Source organism: Rhizobacter sp. AJA081-3 (genome assembly GCF_017795745.1).
GTDB lineage: Bacteria > Pseudomonadota > Gammaproteobacteria > Burkholderiales > Burkholderiaceae_C > Piscinibacter.
Map to the genome: position 1 here is coordinate 4,853,307 of NZ_CP059067.1, position 19,968 is coordinate 4,873,274.

Annotated in this window: 16 protein-coding genes; 7 read left to right on the forward strand and 9 right to left on the reverse strand. The window is 68.9% G+C overall.

Translation table 11 applies throughout. From position 1 onward, the window contains the following. Both HZ992_RS22980 and HZ992_RS22985 read right to left on the reverse strand, forming a co-directional pair. Positions 1–1,815, reverse strand: coding sequence for an ABC transporter substrate-binding protein (locus tag HZ992_RS22980; RefSeq protein ID WP_245213242.1), 1,815 nt, complete (start codon positions 1,813–1,815; stop codon positions 1–3). Then, a complete protein-coding gene (locus HZ992_RS22985; RefSeq protein WP_209384133.1) occupies positions 1,812–3,635 on the reverse strand; it encodes an ABC transporter substrate-binding protein in 1,824 nt (607 codons plus the stop codon). Before HZ992_RS22985 ends, HZ992_RS22980 begins: the two co-directional genes overlap by 4 nt. A gap of 148 nt (positions 3,636–3,783) precedes the next feature. Here HZ992_RS22985 and HZ992_RS22990 point away from each other — a divergent pair, with 148 nt between their 5' ends. From HZ992_RS22990 to HZ992_RS23020, 7 genes are all read left to right on the forward strand, one after another. After that, positions 3,784–4,722 (forward strand): ABC transporter permease, encoded by a 939-nt coding sequence (locus HZ992_RS22990; protein ID WP_209384135.1) that lies wholly within the window; start codon positions 3,784–3,786, stop codon positions 4,720–4,722. Beyond that, positions 4,719–5,762, forward strand: a complete 1,044-nt coding sequence (locus tag HZ992_RS22995) for an ABC transporter permease (RefSeq protein ID WP_371816767.1) — start codon at positions 4,719–4,721, stop codon at positions 5,760–5,762. Before HZ992_RS22990 ends, HZ992_RS22995 begins: the two co-directional genes overlap by 4 nt. Further along, a complete protein-coding gene (locus HZ992_RS23000; RefSeq protein ID WP_245213243.1) occupies positions 5,762–7,456 on the forward strand; it encodes an ABC transporter ATP-binding protein in 1,695 nt (564 codons plus the stop codon). The genes HZ992_RS22995 and HZ992_RS23000 overlap by 1 nt, the downstream gene beginning before the upstream one ends. 239 nt (positions 7,457–7,695) lie before the next feature. Beyond that, positions 7,696–7,917, forward strand: coding sequence for a hypothetical protein (locus tag HZ992_RS23005; protein WP_209384139.1), 222 nt, complete (start codon positions 7,696–7,698; stop codon positions 7,915–7,917). A 22-nt stretch (positions 7,918–7,939) separates the two neighbouring features. Beyond that, positions 7,940–8,104, forward strand: coding sequence for a hypothetical protein (locus tag HZ992_RS23010; RefSeq protein ID WP_209384140.1), 165 nt, complete (start codon positions 7,940–7,942; stop codon positions 8,102–8,104). Between the two features lie 193 nt (positions 8,105–8,297). Further along, positions 8,298–9,290: a tripartite tricarboxylate transporter substrate binding protein gene (locus HZ992_RS23015; protein WP_209384142.1), complete on the forward strand. Its 993-nt coding sequence runs from the start codon at positions 8,298–8,300 to the stop codon at positions 9,288–9,290. 36 nt (positions 9,291–9,326) lie between these two features. Beyond that, positions 9,327–10,976 carry a SulP family inorganic anion transporter gene (locus tag HZ992_RS23020; protein WP_209384143.1) on the forward strand — a complete coding sequence of 550 codons (1,650 nt, stop codon included), beginning with the start codon at positions 9,327–9,329 and terminating at the stop codon, positions 10,974–10,976. 27 nt (positions 10,977–11,003) lie between these two features. On the opposite strand, the gene HZ992_RS23025 is transcribed toward HZ992_RS23020, so the two are convergent. The 7 genes from HZ992_RS23025 to HZ992_RS23055 all read right to left on the reverse strand — a co-directional run bounded on the left by HZ992_RS23025 (position 11,004) and on the right by HZ992_RS23055 (position 19,919). Next, on the reverse strand, positions 11,004–12,689 hold the full coding sequence (locus HZ992_RS23025; RefSeq protein WP_209384145.1) for an AMP-binding protein: 1,686 nt from the start codon (positions 12,687–12,689) through the stop codon (positions 11,004–11,006). A 254-nt stretch (positions 12,690–12,943) separates the two neighbouring features. After that, positions 12,944–14,122 (reverse strand): carbohydrate porin, encoded by a 1,179-nt coding sequence (locus HZ992_RS23030; protein ID WP_209384147.1) that lies wholly within the window; start codon positions 14,120–14,122, stop codon positions 12,944–12,946. A 151-nt stretch (positions 14,123–14,273) separates the two neighbouring features. Further along, complete coding sequence (locus tag HZ992_RS23035; RefSeq protein WP_209384148.1) at positions 14,274–15,368, reverse strand: ABC transporter ATP-binding protein; 1,095 nt, start codon at positions 15,366–15,368, stop codon at positions 14,274–14,276. Position 15,369: 1 nt separating this feature from the next. Next, complete coding sequence (locus HZ992_RS23040; protein ID WP_209384155.1) at positions 15,370–16,689, reverse strand: GH1 family beta-glucosidase; 1,320 nt, start codon at positions 16,687–16,689, stop codon at positions 15,370–15,372. Between the two features lie 28 nt (positions 16,690–16,717). Continuing rightward, positions 16,718–17,551, reverse strand: coding sequence for a carbohydrate ABC transporter permease (locus HZ992_RS23045; protein WP_209384157.1), 834 nt, complete (start codon positions 17,549–17,551; stop codon positions 16,718–16,720). Between the two features lie 10 nt (positions 17,552–17,561). Then, a complete protein-coding gene (locus HZ992_RS23050; RefSeq protein WP_209384159.1) occupies positions 17,562–18,560 on the reverse strand; it encodes a carbohydrate ABC transporter permease in 999 nt (332 codons plus the stop codon). 111 nt (positions 18,561–18,671) lie between these two features. After that, positions 18,672–19,919: an ABC transporter substrate-binding protein gene (locus HZ992_RS23055; RefSeq protein ID WP_209384161.1), complete on the reverse strand. Its 1,248-nt coding sequence runs from the start codon at positions 19,917–19,919 to the stop codon at positions 18,672–18,674. Between the last annotated feature and the right edge of the window lie 49 nt (positions 19,920–19,968).

Consider the following 19,968-nt stretch of genomic DNA (forward strand, 5'->3'; position numbering starts at 1 on the left):
TCAGCGCGCCTTCGGCTGGCGCGCCGGATCGACGTCGACGTACTGCCAGAACTGGTTGCCGAACAGCGGGCGGCGGTAGCCGCTCAACCAGGGCTGGGTGAGGTCGGTGAGCACGCGGTGCACGCTGTACTTCTGCGGCATGTAGGCAGTGACGATCTTCTGCGCCTCGCGCAGCAGCGCCAGCCGCTCGGGGCCGTCGGGCAGCGCCTGCATCAGGCGGTAGATCTCGTCGAAGCGCTCGTTCTTGAAGCGCGCCAGGTTCTGGCCGCCGGCGCCCGGGCCGTACAGCAGCAGCAGCGCGCTCTGCACGTCGGGATCGGAGGCCGAGTAGCCAACCTGCCAGATCATGATCTGGCCCGCCCGTGCCATCTTCAGCTGCTCGGGCCACTCGCCCTTGATGACCTTCAGGCGCAGGCCGAGCGCATCCATGCCCTTCTTCCATATCTCGTCGAACTGGCGTGACAGCGCGTCGGGCTGGGTGGCGTACTCCAGCTCGAGCGGCGAGCCGTCGGGCATCTCTCGCCAGCCGTCGCCGTCGCGGTCGACGTAGCCGTACAGGTCGAGCAGGGCCTTGGCGCGCCCCGGGTCGTAGTCGCTGTTCTCCGTCTTGAGCTGCGGGTCGTAGCCCCAGGTGCCCGGCGCCACGATCGTCTGCGCCGGCACGCCCTGGCCGAGGCGAACCAGGTTGATCTCGCGCCACACGTCCGTGCCCAGGCTGATGGCGCGGCGCAGGGCCACCTTCTCGGGCGCATTGCCGCCGACGACGCGATCCTCCATGTTGAAGTAGAACAGCGTGCGGTCGGTGTTGACGATGCGCTGCAGCCCCACGCCCTGCTTGGCCAGGTTGGGCGCGAGCTTGCCATTGGGCGCCGCGACGTTGGCGAACTCCAGCGGCACGGTCAACAGGTCGAACTGCCCGTTCAGGAAGGTCAGCCAGCGCGGCTGACCGACCAGGATGATGCTGATCTCGACGCGGTCGAGCATCGGCAGCGTGCGGCCGCGAAAGCGCTGCAGCAGCGCCTGGCCCTCGGCGTCGTCGGCGTTCGGACGGACATCGTCCTCGTAGCGCACGGTGCGGAAGCCCGGGTTGCGCTCGAGCACGATCAAGGAGCCGCGCCGCCAGGCGCCGAGCCGGAACGGCCCCGTGCCCACCGGGTGCGACATGATCTGGTCACCGTAGGCCTCGACCACCTCGCGCGCCACCGCGCCGATCAGGTCGCCCTGCGCGATCGTGTAGATGAAGCGCGGACGCGGCTTCTCCATCTTGTACTGGATCGTGTAGCGGTCGATGGCACGCAGCCCCTCCACCTCGCGGTCGTAGTTGAACGGCGTCTTGTTCTTCAGCGCCTCCTCGCGCAGCGCGTCGACACCGATCACGCCCTCCTCCGCGAAGGTCGTGTAGTTGGGGCTCTTGGTGGCCGGGTCGTAGTGGCGCTTCCAGGCGTAGACGTAGTCCTGCGCGACCAGCTCACGCTTCCTGCCCTTGAATGCCGGGTCGTCGGTGAAGTAGATGCCCGGCTTGATGCGGATGGTCCAGGTGCGGAAGTCGTCGCTCACCACCGGCATGCCGTCGGCCGTGTTCGGCGTCACCAGGAAGGGCCGCGCCAGGTGGTCGTAGTGGTACAGGCCTTCGAAGATGTGGCCGGTGACGTAGCGCGAGTACAGGTCGTTGATCTGCGCCGGATCGAAGCCCGTCTCGGCGATCGGGAAGGAGTAGCGCAGCACGCGCGGCGCGGCGGCGGCATCCGACGCCTGCACCGCGAACGCCGCAACCCAACCGGCAAGCAGCGCGGCAAAGCCCCGCAGCAAGCTCACTTCGCCTCCCGCTCGCGGATCGCCGGGTCGACGTCGAGGAACTTGTAGAACTCGCGAATGAAGGGGTTGCGCCGGAAGCCGATCACCCAGGGCTGCATCAGGTCGGTCACGATGCGGTGCGTGCTGAGCTTGTAGGGCACGTAGGCCACCATCATCTTGCTCGCCTCCTCCATCACCCGGGCGCGCTCGGGGCCGTCTGGCAGGGTGCTCTGCTGCGCGTACAGGGTGTTGAAGGCCGGCAGGTCGAAGCGCGCGTGGTTGGCGCCGCCCTTGTTGGGGCCGTAGGCGAGCGCCAGGAAGGTGTCGCCGTCGGGTGTGGTGGCCGACCAGGCCACGCCCCACATCATCAGCTTGCCGGTGCGCGAGGCCTTCAGGTTCTCCGGCCACTTGGCCACCTTGAAGACGATGCGCAGCCCGACCGCCTTCATGCCCTTTTCCCACAGCTCGGCGAGCTGGCGGCTCGACTGGTCTGGCTGGGTGGCGTACTCCAGCAGCAAGGGCTTGCCATCGGGCTGCTCTCGCCAGCCGTCACCGTCGCGGTCGAGGTAGCCGTACATGTCGAGCAGCGCGCGGGCGCGTGCCGGATCGTGGTCGCTCATGGTGGTCTTGAGCGCCGGGTTGTAGCCGAAGGACAGCGGCGCGATCGCCGTCTGCGCCGGCACGGCCTGGCTCTTGCGCACCAGGCGGATCTCCTTGTCGCTGTCGTAGGCGAGCGCGATGGCGCGGCGCAGCGCCACCTTCTGCGGCGTGTAGCCGCCGACCACCGGGTTGTCCTGGTTGAACAGTGCCGCCAGCGTGATGTCCACCAGCGGCGAGCGATCCATCGTGATGCCCTTCCTGGCCAGGTTGGGCGCCAGCTTGTCGTTGGGGATGGCCACCGGCGCGAACTCATTGGGCAGCCGCTCCATCAAGTCGGTCTGGCCGTTCAGGAAGGACAGCCAGCGCGGCTGGGCCTCCTCGATGATGGCGATCTCGACGCGGTCGAGCATCGGGACGCGGCGGCCCTTGAGCTGCGCGGCGATGGCGATCGAGCGCGGATCGTCGGCCGGCGCCTGCTCGTCGTAGCGCACCTCACGGTAGGTCGGGTTGCGCGCCAGCACGATGCGCGAACTGCGCCGCCACTCGGCCAGCACGAAGGGTCCGGTGCCCACCGGGTGCTCCATGATCTTGTCGCCGTAGAACTCGACCACCTCGCGCGCCAGCGCGCCGAAGTTGCCGGCGTCGGTCATCACCTCCTGGTGGAAACGCGGCGCGGCTTCGGCCAGCTTGACCTGGAAGGTGTAGCGGTCCAGCGTGCGCAGGCCCTCGACCTCGCGGTCGTAGGGGAAGGGCTGCTTGTCCTTGAGCACCTGCTGGCGCAGCTCCGACAGGCCGAGGATCTTCGACGCTTCCAGCCGGTACAGGTTGGGGCTGTTCCAGCGCGGGTCGTAGTGGCGCTTGAGGCTGTAGACGTAGTCCTGCGCGACGAGCTCGCGCCTGGCGCCCTTGAACGCCGGGTCGTCGGCGAAGAAGATGCCCGGCTTGAGGCGGAAGGTGAAGGTGCGGAAGTCCTCGCTGATCTGCGGCATCTCCACCAGCGTGTTCGGCTTCATCCTGAACGGCCGGTCGAGGAAGTCGAAGGCCAGCGGCGCCTCGATGATGCCGGCCACCACGGTGCGCGAGTACAGGTCGGAGATCTGCGCCGGGTCGAAGCCGGTCTCGGCGATCGGGAAGGCGTAGCGCAGCACGCGCGGCGCATCGCCTGCCGCGGCGGGCTGGGCCTGGGCGGCGCCGCAGGCCAGGGCGAACAGCAGGGCCCGGGTCAGGCCTCGGAAGGACATCGCTGGTTCTCCAGGATCTGAATCGGCCGAAGTCTATGCGCTGATGGCATGCGAGTTGCGTGCGGGGTCACGAGGGCAAACACCGGGGCGAGGGGGCTTTGCCCGGGCCCTAGACTCGCGCCTGCATTCTTCTGGAGATCCCGAGCGCATGGCCGCTTACCTGATCCGGCGCCTTTGGCAGATGATCCCGACCCTGTTCGGCGTCGTGCTGCTGGTGTTCTTCCTGTTCAAGGCCTTCGGCGGCGACCCGGCCGAGATCCTCGGCGGCCTGTCGGCCTCGCCCGAGCAGATCCAGGCCATCCGCACGCAGCTCGGCCTGAACGAGCCGTGGTGGGTGCAGCTGGGCATCTTCCTCAAGCAGATCGTCAGCTTCGACTGGGGCCGCAGCTGGGCCACCAACGAATCGGTGGCCAACCTGTTCGCGACAAGGCTGCCGGCCACGCTGACGGTGATGGTGCCCATCCTGCTGCTCGACACCCTGCTGGCCATCCCCATCGCGCTGCTGGTGGCCTACCTGCGCGGCTCGCTGACCGACCGCAGCATCATGGTCGCCACCACCATCGCGCTGTCGATCTCCTTCCTCGTCTACGTGATCGTCGGCCAGTACGTCTTCGCCTTCCAGCTCGGCTGGTTCCCGGTGCAGGGCTGGACGGACAGCCTGGCCACCAACCTGTTCGTCTACACGCCGCTGCCGGTGCTGCTGGCCGTGATGGTGGGCGTGGCGCCGCAGACGCGGCTGTACCGCACCTTCTTCCTCGACGAGATCGGCCAGGACTACGTGCGCACCGCGCGCGCCAAGGGCCTGACCGAGCCGCGCATCCTGCTCAGCCACGTGATGCGCAACGCCATGATCCCCATCCTCACCAACGTGGCGGTGTCGCTGCCGGGCATCTTCGTCGGCTCCTTCCTGATCGAGGTGTTCTTCTCCATCCCGGGCCTGGGCCGCGAAGTGCTGCTGGCGGTCAACCGCAGCGACTACCCGGTCATCCAGGCGGTGACGATCTACCTGGCCGTCATCACGATGGTCGTGAACCTGGCCACCGACGTGCTCTACAAGCTGGTCGATCCACGGGTGGTGCTCAAGTGAGCGCCGTACTTGCCACACCGGGGGCCGCGACACGCTCCGAGGGCGTCTGGGCCGCGGCCTGGCGGCGCTTCCAGGGCGACCGCGTCGGGATGGTCTCGATGGTCATCGTGGCCGGCTTCGCGGTGCTGATGGCGCTGGCCGGCCTGGGCCTGGTGGCCGCCGACTGGCAGCTCGAGAAGGGCGTGCCCAACGCACCACCGACCTTCATGGGCCCGGCCAAGAAGGAGGCCAGCGCGGCGATCCCGGTGCCCACCGGCCCGAACGTCGACATCTCGGCCGTCGACCCGCTCGCGCCGCGTTACGCCGAGTGGACCGAGCTGGCCAAGAAGTACCAGACCACCGAGGCCGCACGCGCCGAGACGCTGCCCTTCGGCGGCGACCGGCTCGGCCGCGACGTGCTGTCCAAGGCCATCAAGGGCGCGCAGATCTCGGTGTTCGTCGGCGTGCTGGCCGCGCTGGTGGCCACGCTGATCGGCACCGTGCTCGGCGCGCTCGCGGGATTCTTCGGCGGGCGTATGGGCGACTTCCTCGAGTGGCTCTACAACGTGTTCACCTCGATCCCGGGCATCCTGCTGATCTTCGCCTTCGCGGCGGTGGCTGGGCGCGGCGTGCAGTCGGTGGTGCTGATCCTGGGCCTGACCGGCTGGACAGGCATCTACCGCCTGGTGCGCGCCGAGTTCCTCAAGCATTCGGTGCGCGAGTACGTGCGTGCCGCCGAGGCGGTGGGCGCCAGCGCCGCCTCGCGCATCTTCCGGCACATCCTGCCCAACGTGAGTCACGTGATCCTCGTGCAGCTGTCCATCCTGGTGGTGGGCTTCATCAAGGCCGAGGTGATCCTGTCGTACCTGGGGCTGGGCGTGAGCGTCGACCAGGTCAGCTGGGGCACCATGCTCGCCGAGGCGCAGAGCGAGCTGATCCTCGGCCACTGGTGGCAGCTGGCGGCGGCGACGCTGTTCATGGCGGTGTTCGTCACTGCCTTCTCGCTGATGACCGATGCGCTTCGCGATGCGCTCGATCCCAAGCTGCGCGGAGCGGAATGATGCTGCTCACTATCAACGATCTTCGCGTGCGCTTCCGCATGGGCCGCGGTGCCCAGGCCAGCTACGCCGAGGCGGTGGGCCGCGGCGACCAAGGTGTGAGCTTCGACGTGCCAGAGAACACCACGGTCGCGCTGGTGGGCGAGTCGGGTTCGGGCAAAAGCGTCACCGCCATGTCCATCCTCAACCTGCTGCCGGACAACGCGCAACGCCAGGGCACGATCCGCTTCCAGGGCCGCGACCTGCTCGGCGCCTCGCTCGCCGAGCTGCAATCGCTGCGCGGCAAGGAGATCGCCTGCGTCTTCCAGGACCCGATGACCTCGCTGAACCCGGTGTTCAGCATCGGGCAGCAACTGTGCGAACCGCTGATCCGTCACCTGGGCCTGAGCGCCCGCCAGGCGATGGACAAGGCCGAGGGCCTGCTCGCCGAGGTCGGCCTGCCCGAGCCGAAGCGCCGCCTGAAGGCCTACCCGCACGAGCTGTCGGGCGGCCAGCAGCAGCGCGTGATGATCGCCATGGCGCTGGCCTGCGATCCGAAGCTGCTGATCGCCGACGAGCCGACCACCGCACTGGACGTGACCATCCAGCGCCAGATCATCGAGCTGCTCGCGAGGCTGAAGGACAAGCACCGCATGAGCATGCTGTTCATCAGCCACGACCTCGGCCTGGTCGGCGAGATCGCCGACCGCGTGGTGGTGATGCGCCAGGGCACGGTGCGCGAGCAGGGTGCGGTGGCCGACATCTTCGCGGCCCCGCAGGACGCCTACACGAAGGCGCTGCTCGCCTGCCGCCCGACGCTGGAGCAGCGCAACGCGCGGCTGATGGTGATCGACGACCACATCAAGGGCGGCGTGGTGGCTGTCCAGGGCAAGACGAAGGACCCGGCCGCACCGGTGGTGCTCGAAGCCACCGGCCTGACCAAGAGCTTCTGGCTGCGCAGCGGCGTGTTCGGCCGGCGCGAGTTCAAGGCCGTCAAGGGCGCCAGCTTCACGCTCAAGCGCGGCCACACGCTGGGCATCGTCGGCGAGTCCGGCTCGGGCAAGACGACGCTCGGCCTGACCCTTTTGCGCCTGCACGAGCCCGCCGGCGGGCCGGTGGGCGGCAAGGCGATGTTCGAGGGCCGCGATCTGCTCTCGCTGACGCGCCAGGAGCTCCTGCCGATGCGCCGTCGCATCCAGGTGGTGTTCCAGAACCCCTATGCCTCGCTGAACCCGCGCTTCACCGTCGCGCAGACACTGGCCGAGCCGATGGCCATCCACGGCGTGGGCGGCACGGACGCACAGCGGGTGGCGCGTGCCAGCGCCCTGCTGCGCAAGGTTGGCCTGGACGACTCGGCGCTGAACAAGTACCCGCACGAGTTCTCCGGCGGCCAGCGCCAGCGCATCGCCATCGCGCGCTGCCTGACGCTGGACCCCGAGATCCTGGTGCTCGACGAGGCGGTCAGCGCGCTCGACGTGTCGGTGCAGGCGCAGGTGCTCAACCTGCTGAAGGACCTGCAGGACGAACTGGGCCTGTCGTACATCTTCATCAGCCACGACCTGGCCGTGGTGCGCTTCATGGCCGACGAGGTGCTGGTGATGAAGGACGGCGAGGTGGTCGAGCAGGCCGGCGTGAGCCAGATCCTCGAAGCACCGCAGCAGGAATACACCCGCCGGCTGCTCGGCGCGATCCCGCGCGGTTACCGGGCCGCCGCCTGATCGGTCCAGGCCGCGACCGGATTGGTCGGGCTTGTATCGAAGTACTTACATAGCAGCCGCTTTTTGGAGGGGGCGGTGTGGCGGCGCTTCCAAAACCGGTCTCATTCCGTGACTTTTGCCACAGTGGCGAAGCTGCTCCGGGATGGCACAGACGTTGCGCTATCGCGCTCACAGGACCGGAACGCGCGACCCCAGGCCGAAGCGCTCCGCCGAACACCCACCGGACGTCGTTGCCCACCATGCCTCAGACCCGCCCCCAAGCCGCTCCCGCCACCCGCCGCCTGCGTCCGGCGAGCCCGCATTGCCGCGGCGGCGCCTCGTCGCTGCTTCGCCTGGCCAACCCGGCCTCGCCGCGCCTGCCCAAGGCACCCGAGCTGTCGGACTGGGTGGCGCGCGCGGCCAGCATGCTCGGGCTGGGCGCCGAGACGCGGCCGGCCTTCGCGGCGAGCGAGTTCCGCTGAACGACCCGGATTCGAGGCCACCATGCCACCGATCGCACTGACCCCCGCAGCCCGCCTGGCGGCACCGACCCCGGTGCGGCCCGCCACGGTCAAGCCGGCGCCCGCGCCGCGCCAGAACCAGGTGCTGCAGACCGGCCGAGCGCCGGCACAACTCTCGCTGTTCCTGCGCCCGAGCGGCGCACGCTGAAAGGTTTTCGCGGACTGACACCTGTCCACCAGGGAAGCGGGCGAGCCGGGGAGGTTGAGAGCGAGCCCTGAGCCACACGTCCCGCTTCCCTTCTTTTTTCCCAGTGGCCCGCGCTGCCGGGAAAAGCCTCTGCCGGACCCTGCTGCCGGCGCAGGACACTCCAGGGATCCCACGACCCTGCGAGGATCCCGACATGAGCTTGCCCCTTCGCCGCCGCCTGCTCGCCGCCACGGCCGCCGCGCTGCTCCCCCTCCCGCTGTTCGCCCAGACCGCCTGGCCCTCCAAGCCGGTGCGCATCGTCGTGCCCTTCGCCGCAGGCGGCACCACCGACATCCTGGCGCGGGCGCTCGCCCCCGAGTTGAGCAAGGCCTTCGGCCAGCCCTTCATCATCGAGAACAAGCCGGGCGCGGGCGGCAACGTCGGCGCCGACAACGTGGCGAAATCGGCCCCCGATGGCTACTCGCTGCTGATGGGCACGGTGGGCACGCACGCCATCAACCCGGCGCTGTACCCGAAGATGCCGTATGACCACGTGAAGGACTTCGCCCCCGTCACGCTGGTGGCCGGCGTCCCCAACGTGCTGGTGATGAACCCGGCCAAGGCCGATGCCTACGGCATCAAGAGCGTGCCCGACCTGGTCCGCTATGCGAAGGCCAACCCCGGCAAGCTGAACATGGCCAGCAGCGGCAACGGCACCTCGATCCACCTGTCGGGCGAGCTGTTCAAGACGATGACCGGCACCTTCATGGTCCACTTCCCGTACCGCGGCTCGGGCCCGGCGCTGCTCGACCTGATCGGTGGCAACATGGACCTGATGTTCGACAACCTGCCCTCGGCGATGCCGCAGATCAAGGCCGGCAAGCTCAAGGCCCTGGCCGTCACCAGCGCCGAGCGCAGCGCCGCCGTGCCCGAGCTGCCGACGATCGCCGAGGCCGGGCCGGTGAAGGGCTTCGAGGCGAGCTCCTGGTTCGGCCTGCTCGCGCCGGCCGGCACGCCGGCCGACATCGTCAGCCGCCTCCAGCAGGAAACCGCCAAGGCGCTCGGTGCCCCGGCGCTGAAGGAGCGACTGCTGTCGCAGGGCGCGATCCCCAGCGGCATGAGCCCGGCCGACTTCACGAAGCTGATCACGGCCGAGACGAAGAAGTGGGCCGAGGTGGTGAAGGCCTCAGGAGCCAAGGTCGACTGAATGTGGGAGACGCTGCGGGCGTATCGACGGCTTGACTTGCGCGACGACCTCGTCGCCGCCTTCATCGTCGCGATCCTGCTGATCCCGCAGAGCCTGGCCTACGCGCTGCTGGCCGGGTTGCCGCCGCAGGTGGGCGTGTATGCCAGCCTGCTGCCGATGGCGGCGTACGCGGCGCTCGGCTCGTCCCGCGTCAACTCGGTCGGGCCGGTGGCGGTGGTGGCGCTGCTCACCGCCCAGGCGATCGCGCCGGTGCTGGCCGACGGCACGCCGGCCACGGCGGCCGCCCTGGTGCTGGCGGCCGAGGCCGGGCTGCTGCTCGGCGCGGCGGCGCTGTTCCGCCTCGACGCGCTGGCGGCCTTGCTGAGCACGCCGGTGCTGCATGGATTCTCGACCGGGGCGGCACTGGCCATCTCGCTGTCGCAACTTCCGGCGCTGCTGGGCAGCCCGGCGCGCGGCTTCACGGCGCCGGACGTGATCGGCTCCTGGTGGCATGCCGACGTGGCAGGCCATGCCCTCACCGCGGCCTTCGGCCTGGGTGCGCTGGCGCTGCTGGTGCTGGCGCGCCGGCATGCCAGGGCCCTGCTCGCACGCTGGCTCGCGCCGGCCACGGCCTCGGTGTTGTCGCGCTGTGCGCCGCTGGTGGTGGTCGCGGTGGGCATCGGTGTGGCCTGGGCGCTGGCGGCCGACACACGCGGCGTGGCCCTGGTCGGCGCCCTGCCGCCCTTTGCCCTGCACCTGGCGCTGCCGCCACTGGACGCCGCGCTGTGGTGGCGGCTGCTGCCCAGCGCCGTGCCGTTGGCCCTGGTCACCTTCGTCAGCAGCCTGGCCGTCTCGGAGGGGCTGGCGCTGCGCCGGCGCGAGCAGGTCGATGCCCGCCGCGAGCTCACCGGCCTGGCCGCCGCCGACCTGGTGGCGGCCTGCTCGGCCGGCATGCCCATCGGCGGCAGCTTCTCGCGCGGCGCCCTGAACGCCGAGGCCGGGGCACGCACGCGTGCCAGCGGCGCCTGGGCCGCGCTGCTGATGGCGCTGGCCATGTTGCTGCTGACGGCTCCACTGGCCTGGCTGCCCCGTGCGGTGCTCGCCGCGAGCATCATCATCGCGGTGATGGGCGTGGTCGAGTGGCGCGCCTTTGCGGAGGCCTGGCGCTACTCGCGCAGCGAATGTGCCTTGATGGCGGTGGTGGGCCTGCTCACGCTGATGGTGAGCTCGGAAGCGGCTTTGGCCGCCGGCGTGGCCTTGTCGATCGGGCTGCTGCTGCAGCGCAGCGCCAACCCGCACGTGGCACGCATCGGCCGCGTGGGCGAGACGGAGCACTATCGCAACGTCGACCGCTACGACGCGCAGAGCACGCCCGGCATGCTGGCACTGCGCATCGACGAGAGCCTGGTGTTCACCAACGCGCGGCGCCTGACCAGCGTGGTGGCGCAGCACCTGGCCACGCTGCCCGACACGCGCCGCGTGGTGCTGCTGATGTCGCCGGTGAACGCGATCGACTTCAGCGCGCTGGAGGCGCTGCGAGCCCTGCACGAGGTGCTGGCCGAGCGCGGCATCCGCCTGGACCTGTCGGAGGTGAAGGGCCCGGTGCTCGACCGGCTTCGTGCCGGCGCCTGGGACCAGTGGTTCCAGGGCCGTGTCTTCCTCAGCCACCACCAGGGCATGCTGGACGTGGACGGACGCGGGCCCTGACGCGCTGTTCGGCCCGCGTCGCCAGGCTCAGCCCAGTTCCCAGATCACCTTGCGCCGCGTCGCCACCCAGCCGTCGTACTTCGAGGCGTAGACCTCCTCGATGCGATTGCGCTTGACCTTGAAGGTCGGCGTGATGAAGCCGTTGTCCACCGTCCACGGCGTGGTCACGACGATGATGCAGTCGAGTTGCTCGTGCGGGTCGAGCGGCGCGTTGACCGCCTTCAGGTGCTCCGCGAAAGCCGCCTCCATCGCGCCGCGCTGCGAGCTGTCTTTCGCGCGCTGCGCTGCGTCGGCGTTCAGCATCACGATGCCCACCGGCTGGCCGAGGTTGGCGCCGGTGACCACGCAGGCCTCGACCGTGGCGTGCATGACCAGCCGGTCCTCGATCGGCGCGGGCGCGACGTACTTGCCCTTGCTGGTCTTGAACAGGTCCTTCACGCGGCCGGTGATGCGCAGGTAGCCGTCGGCTTCGAGCTGGCCCTTGTCGCCGGTATGCAGCCAGCCGTCGGTCGTGAACGACTCGCGCGTCAGCTCGGGCTCCTTGTAGTAGCCGAGCATCAGGCCCGGGCTCTTCATCTGGATCTCGCCGTTGGCCGGGTCGATGCGGCTTTGCACGCCCTCGTAGGGCAGGCCCACCGTGCCGGGGCGCTGCACGCCGGGCACGGTGGCGTGCGAGACGCCGCAGTTCTCGGTCATGCCGTAGACCTCGATGATCGGCAGACCGAGCTTCGCGTACCAGTCGAGCAGCTCGGGCGGCATCGGCGCAGCGCCGCCGGCGGCGAACTTGCACTGGTCCAGGCCGAGCGCGGAGAGGATTTTCTTGCGCACGATGCCGCGCAGGATGGGGATCTTCAACAGCCGCTGCAGCTTTTCGGCCGGCATCTTGGAGTGCACGCCCTGCTGGAACTTGACCCACAGACGCGGCACCGAGAACAGCACCGTCGGCCGGGCGCGCTGCAGGTCGGCGGTGAAGGTGTCCAGGCTCTCGGCGAAGAACACGCTCATGCCGGTGGCCAGCAGCGCATGCTCGACCAGCGTGCGCTCGGCCACGTGGGCCAGCGGCAGGTAGCTCAGCATGCGCGCGTCCATGTCGATCGGCACGCGCTTGAGGCCGGCGCGGATCGACCAGGCGAAGGTCGCGAAGCTGTGCATCACGCCCTTGGGCATGCCGGTGGTGCCCGAGGTGTACATGATGGTCGAGAGCTCGGCGCCGTCGCGCACCGGCTCGCCGGCCAGCGGCGTGGTGCGCTTGATGATGGCGTCCCAGGTCGGGTAGTCGTTGGGCGGCGACAGCGGGTAGCTGATGCACGGCAGCTCGCCAGGCACGCCGGGCTTCATCGCATCCCAGCCATCGAGCTTGCCGACGAACACCAGCTTCGCTTCGCTGTGGGTGAGGATCTGGCGGATCGTGTCGGCGGCCAGCGTCGGGTACAGCGGCACCGACACGTAGCCGGCCATCCAGATCGCCCAGTCGCTCATCAGCCATTGGGCGCAGTTCTTCGAAAGGATGGCGATGCGGCTGCCGGCCGGAAAACCGAAGGACTGCAGGTGCGCGGCCATGCGCCTCGTCTCGTCGACGACCTCGCGCCAGCTCATCTCGCGCACCACCCCGGCGCCCATGGGCTGGGTGAAGACCTTGCGGTCGGGGGTGGTCTTCTCCCAGTGGTACAGGCGCTGGAGGGCCAGGTCCTGCGGGGCGACGGTGTCGTTCATGCACTGCTCCTTTGCGGCCGCCACGCTAGTGGAAGCGCGCCGCGGCGCCTACGGGGTTGACCCGCGCGTAGGGTGATGACTCCACACCATCGCCAGAAAAAACGCCCGGCCGGGGCCGGGCGAACGCTCTCTTCACGAATCGGCAGGTGACATCGCACCCGCCGCACAGGGTCGGGAGGCTGGCCGTTGGAATCGGGTCATCGCGATCCCCCAACCGCAGCAGAACCTCTTCGGCTGGCAGCCCCCCGAACTTGTCACCACCAGGTTTCGGCCTGGATGCCGATGGAGGTGCCCGACTTCTTGTCGCCGAACACTTCCTGCGTGCGGCCGCTGAGCGTCTGCCGCGCGGCCTCGTTCCAGATGGCGTGCGTCAGGAACAGGCGCACCGTCGGGCGCGAACCTGCGTCCTTGCCCGCCGAGGCGGCGGCCGCCACGGTGAACTTGGTCATGTTGCGGGTGTCGCCGGCGTCGGGCTTGACCTGGTCGTGCCCGGCCTCGAAGAGCAGGCGGAACGGGCCGCCGAGGTGCGTGTCGGTGCGCGCGCCGATCGCCAGCCACTTGTTGCCGCCATCGTTGGGCGCGGTGTTGATGCGGTACTCCGCCACCACGTCCAGCGCGGTGGCCGGCGTCAGCGAGCTGCCGTACTGGGCGATCACGCGGGTGTTCTTCACGTCACCGGTCTTGTCGTGCTTGAAGCCGAGCAGCCAGTTGCCGCCGAGCGCGCCGTTGACCGTCTGGTACAGGCCCAGCGCGATGCCCTTGGGCTGGTCGGCCGGCTCGACCAGGGTGACCTGGTTCTTGCTCTTGAGCTGCGCCGAGGGTGTGACGTACACGGACAGTTCACCGTTGGGCAGCGTCTTGATGCCGGTGGCGCGGATGGGCAGCGCGAAGCGGTTGTTGGTGGCCTCGTTGTTCGGGTCCATCATGAACGCGACGCTGACCTTGGCCGCGCCGAAGTCCATTTCCTCGATGCCGGCGCCATTGCCGTCGTTGTTCTCGAGGAACTGGTCGTTGATGCCCGTCTGCAGGCGGTTGTAGAAGCGCCGGCCGGCCCAGACCTTGCCGTTGGCCAGGCCCGAGATCTTGTTGCCGTAGGCGTAGATCTGGCCGAAGCGCGTGGTCAGCGTGTCGGGTTCGTTCGTGCCCTGCGGGCCCCAGCCGTGGTAGACGCTGGGCATCACGTGCACATACCAGTCGGAGCCTTCGTACGAGGCCAGCTTGGCGACGAAGTTGGGCTCGATGACGTAGTCGCACTCGTTGCCCAGGCGCCATTTGGTGTCGGCGCCGGCCAGGCCGAAACAGACCTGGGTGCCGCCGCGCACGTTGATGCCGGTGCCGGCGCGGACGTAGCCGGAGTAACTCAGTTCGACAGCCTGCACGGCGCCGGCCATGCCGGCCAGTGCCATCGCGGCGATCAGGGTGGTCTTCTTCATGGGGTCTCCTCGTCTCCTGGGGTGGTTGAAATGCCGGGTCGCGGCGGGGGTATGCGTTCCCGGCCCACTCGCTGAGAAATCGTTTTCACGAGCGATGTCGGTCGGCTGACGCGGGGGAACTCGCTGGCCCATGTCGGTGGGATCCGTGGGTTCAGTGGGATGAGAGGGCGCGCCCGCTGCCGTCGAACAGCAGCGCGTGCGCGGCCATCGGCACGAGGCCGATGTCCTGGCCGGCGGCCAGGCCGGGGTGGTCGGCGGCCAGCCGCAGCGACACGCTCTCGCGCGAGCCGCGCAGGCTGGCGTGCACGATCAAGGCGTCGCCGAGGTGTTCGAGCACCTCGATGCGCGCGGCCAGGCCTTCGTCGGCACGCGCCACGCCGAGGTGCTCGGGCCGCACGCCGAGCACCAGCTCGTCGGCGCCAGCCGGTCGCCCGCCGGCGGGCAGCGGCAGCTCGATCAGGCCGGCGCCTGCGGCCTCGAACTTCATCCTGCCGGCACCGGCGGCGAGCGCCTGGCCGCGGATGAAGTTCATGCGCGGCGAGCCGAGGAAGCCGGCGACGAACTGGTTGACCGGCCGCGTGTACAGCTCCAGCGGCGCGCCGACCTGCTCGACGCGCCCGGCGTTGAACACCGCGATGCGGTCGCCCAGCGTCATCGCCTCGACCTGGTCGTGCGTCACGTAGACCATCGTGGCGCCGAGTTCCTTGTGCAGGCGCGACAGCTCGATGCGCATCTGCACGCGCAGAGCCGCGTCGAGGTTGGACAGCGGCTCGTCGAACAGGAACACCTTGGGCTTGCGCACGATGGCGCGGCCGATGGCCACGCGCTGGCGCTGGCCGCCGGAGAGTTCGCGCGGCTTGCGTGCGAGCAGAGGGCCGATCTGCAGGATCTCGGCAGCGCGGTTCACCGCGGCATCGACCTCGGCCTTCGACTGGCCGGCCATCTTCAGCGCGAAGCCCATGTTCTGGGCGACCGTCATGTGCGGGTAGAGCGCGTAGCTCTGGAACACCATGGCGATGCCGCGCTCCGCCGGCGGCACCGCGTTGATGCATTCGCCGCCAATGGCGACCTCGCCGTGCTCGATGTCCTCCAGCCCGGCAATCATGCGCAGCAGCGTGGACTTGCCGCAGCCCGAGGGGCCGACGAAGACGGCGAACTCGCCGTCGGCGATGTCGAGGTCGATGCTGCGCAGCACCTCGACCGTGCCGAAAGACTTGCGGATGCCGCGAAGCGTGAGCGCGGCCATGTCAGGCTCCGTGCGCCGCACGCTGGCGCGCCACGAACTCGCGGTACCAGTGCGCGCTGTCCTTGAGCGTGCGCTGCTGCGTCGCGTAGTCGACGTGGACCAGGCCGAATCGCTTGTCGTAGCCGGAGTCCCACTCGTAGTTGTCGAGCAGGCTCCAGTAGAAGAAGCCGCGCACGTCGACACCCGCCGCGATGGCGCGCGACAGCGCCTCGAGGTGGCCCTTCAGGTAGGCGATGCGCTGCGCGTCGTGCACCTTGCCTTCGACGAGGGTGTCGGCATTGGCCATGCCGTTCTCGGTGATGTAGATCGGCGGCAGCTTGTACTCGCGGTGGATGCCGGTGAGCAGGTCGGCGAGGCCCTGCGGGTAGACCTCCCAGCCCATGTCGGTGACACCGTCCATCCGCGGTGCGGGCCGCGGCGGCTCCTCGCTGGAGACCCAGATGCGCGTGTAGTAGTTGATGCCGAGGAAGTCGAGCGGCTGGGCAATCGCATCGAAATCGTTTTCACGAACCTGCGGATAAAGATGCACCCCGCTGGCCGTCGGGTAGCGCTTCAGGAAGAGCGGGTCCATGAACCAGCGCACGAACAGCGCGTACTCGCGCTCGGCCAGCGCGAGGTCGGTGGCGCGGTCGGTGGCCGGCACGGCCGGCGACTGGTTCAGCACGATGCCCAGCGGCGCCTTCACGCCGGCCGCTCGCATCGCCTGCAGCGCCAGCCCGTGCGACAGCAGCAGGTGGTGCGCCACCTGCACCGCAGCCTGCGGGTCCTTCAGCCCCGGTGCGAACTTGCCGCTGTGGTGGCCCAGATGCGCCGTGCACCAGGGCTCGTTGTGGGTGCAGATCGCCGCGACGCGGTCCCCGAGCCGCACGCCCATCGTCACCGCATAGTCGGTGAAGCGCAGCGCGGTGTCGCGGTTGAGCCAGCCGCCTTCGTCCTGCAACGCCTGCGGCAGGTCCCAGTGGTAGAGCGTCGCGTGCGGCGTGATGCCGCGCTCGAGCAGCGCGTCGACGAGGCGGTCGTAGAAGGCCAGGCCCTTGGCGTTCCAGGCGCCCTTGCCCTGCGGCTGCACGCGCGGCCAGGCGATCGAGAAGCGGTAAGCGTTCAGGCCCAGGCCGGCGATCAGGTCGAAGTCCTGCGGGTAGCGGTGGTAGTGGTCGCAGGCCACGTCGCCGTGGTCGCCGTTGACCGTCTTGCCCGGCGTGTGCGCGAAGGTGTCCCAGATCGACGGGCCACGGCCGTCCTCGGCGGCGGCACCTTCGATCTGGTAGGAGCTGGTAGCCACTCCCCAGTGGAAGTCGGACGGGAATCTCGGGTCGGTCACGGTTTCGGTTCCTTGTCGGCGACGCGCTTCAGGCCTTCACGGCCCCGGCGGTCAGGCCTTCGATGAGCCGGCGCGAGGCCAGCATGAACAGCACGAGAAGCGGCAGCACGGCGATGGCCGAGCCTGCGGAGATGGCTCCCCAGGGGATCTGGCCGGTGCCCTGCAGTGAGCGCAGCGCGAGCGGCACGGTGTACATCTCCATGTCGCGGATGACGATCAGCGGCCCGATGAAGTTGTTCCACGAGCCGATGAAGGTGATCAGGCCGAGCGTGCCGAGCGCCGGGCCGATCAGCGGCAGCACGACACGCCAGTAGATGGCGAACTCGCCGCAGCCGTCGATGCGCGCGGCGTCGATCAGCTCGCGCGGAATCGCCGATTCGATGTACTGGCGCATCATGAAGATGCCCAGAGCGCCGACCGCGCCGGGAACGTACAGCGCCCGCGGCTGGTTCATCCATTCGAGCCAACTCATCGTCAGCGCGGTCGGGATCATGCCCACGAAGCTGGGCAGCAGCATGGTCGCCATGACCATGGCGAACAGTCCCTCGCGCCACTTGAAGTCGTACATCGCGAAGGCGAAACCGGCCAGCGAACAGAAGAAGAGGTTGAGCACGGTGGACATCAGCGCCACGTAGACACTCCAGCCGACGTTCTTCCAGAAGTGCGGCAGGCTGCGCAGCAACTGATCGAGGTTGTCGACGAAGGCGCTGCCGAACCACAGCGGCGGCGGCATCGACAGGATCTCGCGGTTCGTGTGGGTGGCGAACACGAACATGAAGTAGAACGGGCCGAGCATCAGCACCGCGCCGATGGCGACGATGACGTACGCGATCAGGCGCTGCGGGGTGAGGTCGGTGCGCATCGTGCGGGCCTCAGTCGCGCTTGCCGAGCAGGCGGTTGTTGGCCCAGGTGGCCGCGCCGATCAGCAGGAACAGCAGCCACGCGATCGCCGACGCGGTGCCGAAATCGCCGTCGACGAAGGCGGTGCCGTACATGTGCATCGCCGCCGTCTTGCCGGCCTGGCCGATGCCGCCGGTGCCGCCGGTGAGGATGAACGGCTCCTCGAACAGCTGCAGGTTGCCAATGATGGTCAGCGTGACGGCGAAGAAGATCATCGGCTTGAGCAGCGGCAGCGTGATGTGGCGGAACTGCTGCCAGGGCTTCGCGCCGTCGATGGTCGCCGCCTCGTAGAGGTCGCGCGGGATCGTCTGCATCGCCGACAGGTAGAGCACGGCGTTCCAGCCCACGTAGCGCCACCAGACCACGAAGGCGATCATCCATTTCGTGTAGCCGGGCTGGCTCCAGTCGATGTTCGTCGATGGGAACAGCCAGCCGAGTACCGGCACCTGGTGCATCGCGGTCAGCATCACGTTGACCATGCCGAAGTCGCGCGAGAACAGCGTCGAGAACACCAGCGAGATCGCCACCGTCGAGGTGATGAAGGGCAGGAAGTACACGCCCACCACGGCGTTGCGCCAGCGGCCCAGTGCGCTGTGGAAGAAGAACGCCAGCGGCAGGGCCACCAGGTGCTGCGGCAGTCCGCTGACCAGCGCGAGCCAGAGCGTGTTGAAGATCGAGTGGCGGAACCAGTCGTCGTCCTGCAGCACGTACAGGTAGTTCTCGAAGGCGACGAAGCGCATCGCCGCCAGGCCCTCGGCCGGGTCCCAGCGATGGAACGAGAGGTAGATCGAGAACAGCAGCGGGAACAGCCCGAACACCGCGAACAGGATGAAGAACGGGCTGATGAACACGTACGGCGCCCAGCGCCGCGACAACCACTGCCGGCGCACGCGCGCGGCTGGCGCGCGGCGCGGAGGCTGAGCCGCGGTAGCGACATCGGCGGGCTGATTGGGTGTGGCGCGGGCGTGCATGGTCGGACGGCGTCGGGGCATGGGCAGCGAGGCTGCCCGCGCCGTGGGCCGGGGGGAATCCGGGTCAACGTGGGGTGCGGCCGGCAGGCCGCACGATCGGGTCTGGACAGATCAGCGGCGAACGCGCTTGGCCACCGCGGCCTGCGCATCGGCGAGCGCGGCCTTGATGTCCTTGTTTTTCTCGAGCACGTTCTCCAGCTCGGCGTTGACCACCTCGGCGGCCACCGGGTCGAACTTGTCGACGTCCATCGCGGCGATCTTGCCGGCCGCGACCTTCCACTGCTGGCGTGCCTTCTGGCCGCCGAGGTATTCGATCGGCTGGTCGATGAAGGCATCGTTCTGCGCCTCGATCAGCGACGGGAAGGCGTCGAAACCGCGGAAGGCCTCGATCTGCATCTCCTTCGTCGTGGTCAGGAACTTGATGAAGTCCCAGGCCGCCGCTTTGTTCTGCGCCTTCTTGGGAACACCGTAGAACGAGCCACCCCAGGAACCGAAGGCGCCGCCGGGCAGCTGCGCCGAGCGCCACTTGCCCTTGGACTCGGGTGCCAGCCAGTTGTTGAGGTGGCCGGCCAGCCAGGCGCCCATCATCTGCGAGGCGATCTTGTCGCGCTTGAAGCCCTCGCTCCATTCGTTGGACCAGGCGCCGATCTTGCCGTCGATGCCGGCGTCACGTGCCGCCTTGGCCAGCTCGAAGGCCTTGCGGAAGCGGGCGTTGTCAATCGTCGGCTTGCCCGACTTGTCGAAATAGACGCCCTCGCCGTCCTTCAGGTCGGAGCGGATGTAGATGTCCTTGATGTCGACGGCGCTGGCCAGCAGCCAGGCGCCGGTGGCGGCCTTCAGCTTCTTGCCGGACTCGACATACGACTCCCAGCTCTTGGTCAGGTCGGCTTCGCTGACGCCGGCCTTGTCGAGCAGGTCCTTGCGGTAGAACAGCGCGCCGGGACCGATGTCCACCGGCATGCCCACCATCACGCCCTGGCCGCTCATGGCCAGCGGGTAGGTGAACCGGGCCACCTTGTCGCGGTACTGGAGCGCGTTGTACGGCGCCTTGGCCAGGTCTTCCATGCCGCCGCTCTCGGCGAACTTGCCGATGAAGCCCATGTCCACCGCCATCACGTCGGGCAGGTTGGCGCCGGTGGCCAGCGCGGTGGTCATCGCGGTGTGGTGGTCGGCGTAGGCCAGGCTGGTCAGCTTGATCTCGACGTTCGGATGCAGCTTCTTGTACAGCGGGATCGCCAGCTTGATGCCACGGTCGAGGTCGGGGAAGGACGCGACGCTGATCGTCACGTTCTGCGCCATCGCGGCGGCCGACAGGCCCAGCGCCAGGGCGCCCAGGACGGGTTTCAGAAATGCATTCATCCGTTGTCTCCATGCCCTCGCGGGCGACATTGTGATGCCAGCGAGCTGG

Coding starts and splice junctions, on each gene's coding strand:
- HZ992_RS22985 (WP_209384133.1), bottom strand. CDS start 3,635: ATGTCCTTCCGAGGCCTGACCCGGGCCCTGCTGTTCGCCCTGGCCTGC.
- HZ992_RS22990 (WP_209384135.1), top strand. CDS start 3,784: ATGGCCGCTTACCTGATCCGGCGCCTTTGGCAGATGATCCCGACCCTG.
- HZ992_RS23000 (WP_245213243.1), top strand. CDS start 5,762: ATGCTGCTCACTATCAACGATCTTCGCGTGCGCTTCCGCATGGGCCGC.
- HZ992_RS23005 (WP_209384139.1), top strand. CDS start 7,696: ATGCCTCAGACCCGCCCCCAAGCCGCTCCCGCCACCCGCCGCCTGCGT.
- HZ992_RS23010 (WP_209384140.1), top strand. CDS start 7,940: ATGCCACCGATCGCACTGACCCCCGCAGCCCGCCTGGCGGCACCGACC.
- HZ992_RS23015 (WP_209384142.1), top strand. CDS start 8,298: ATGAGCTTGCCCCTTCGCCGCCGCCTGCTCGCCGCCACGGCCGCCGCG.
- HZ992_RS23025 (WP_209384145.1), bottom strand. CDS start 12,689: ATGAACGACACCGTCGCCCCGCAGGACCTGGCCCTCCAGCGCCTGTAC.
- HZ992_RS23030 (WP_209384147.1), bottom strand. CDS start 14,122: ATGAAGAAGACCACCCTGATCGCCGCGATGGCACTGGCCGGCATGGCC.
- HZ992_RS23035 (WP_209384148.1), bottom strand. CDS start 15,368: ATGGCCGCGCTCACGCTTCGCGGCATCCGCAAGTCTTTCGGCACGGTC.
- HZ992_RS23045 (WP_209384157.1), bottom strand. CDS start 17,551: ATGCGCACCGACCTCACCCCGCAGCGCCTGATCGCGTACGTCATCGTC.
- HZ992_RS23050 (WP_209384159.1), bottom strand. CDS start 18,560: ATGCACGCCCGCGCCACACCCAATCAGCCCGCCGATGTCGCTACCGCG.
- HZ992_RS23055 (WP_209384161.1), bottom strand. CDS start 19,919: ATGAATGCATTTCTGAAACCCGTCCTGGGCGCCCTGGCGCTGGGCCTG.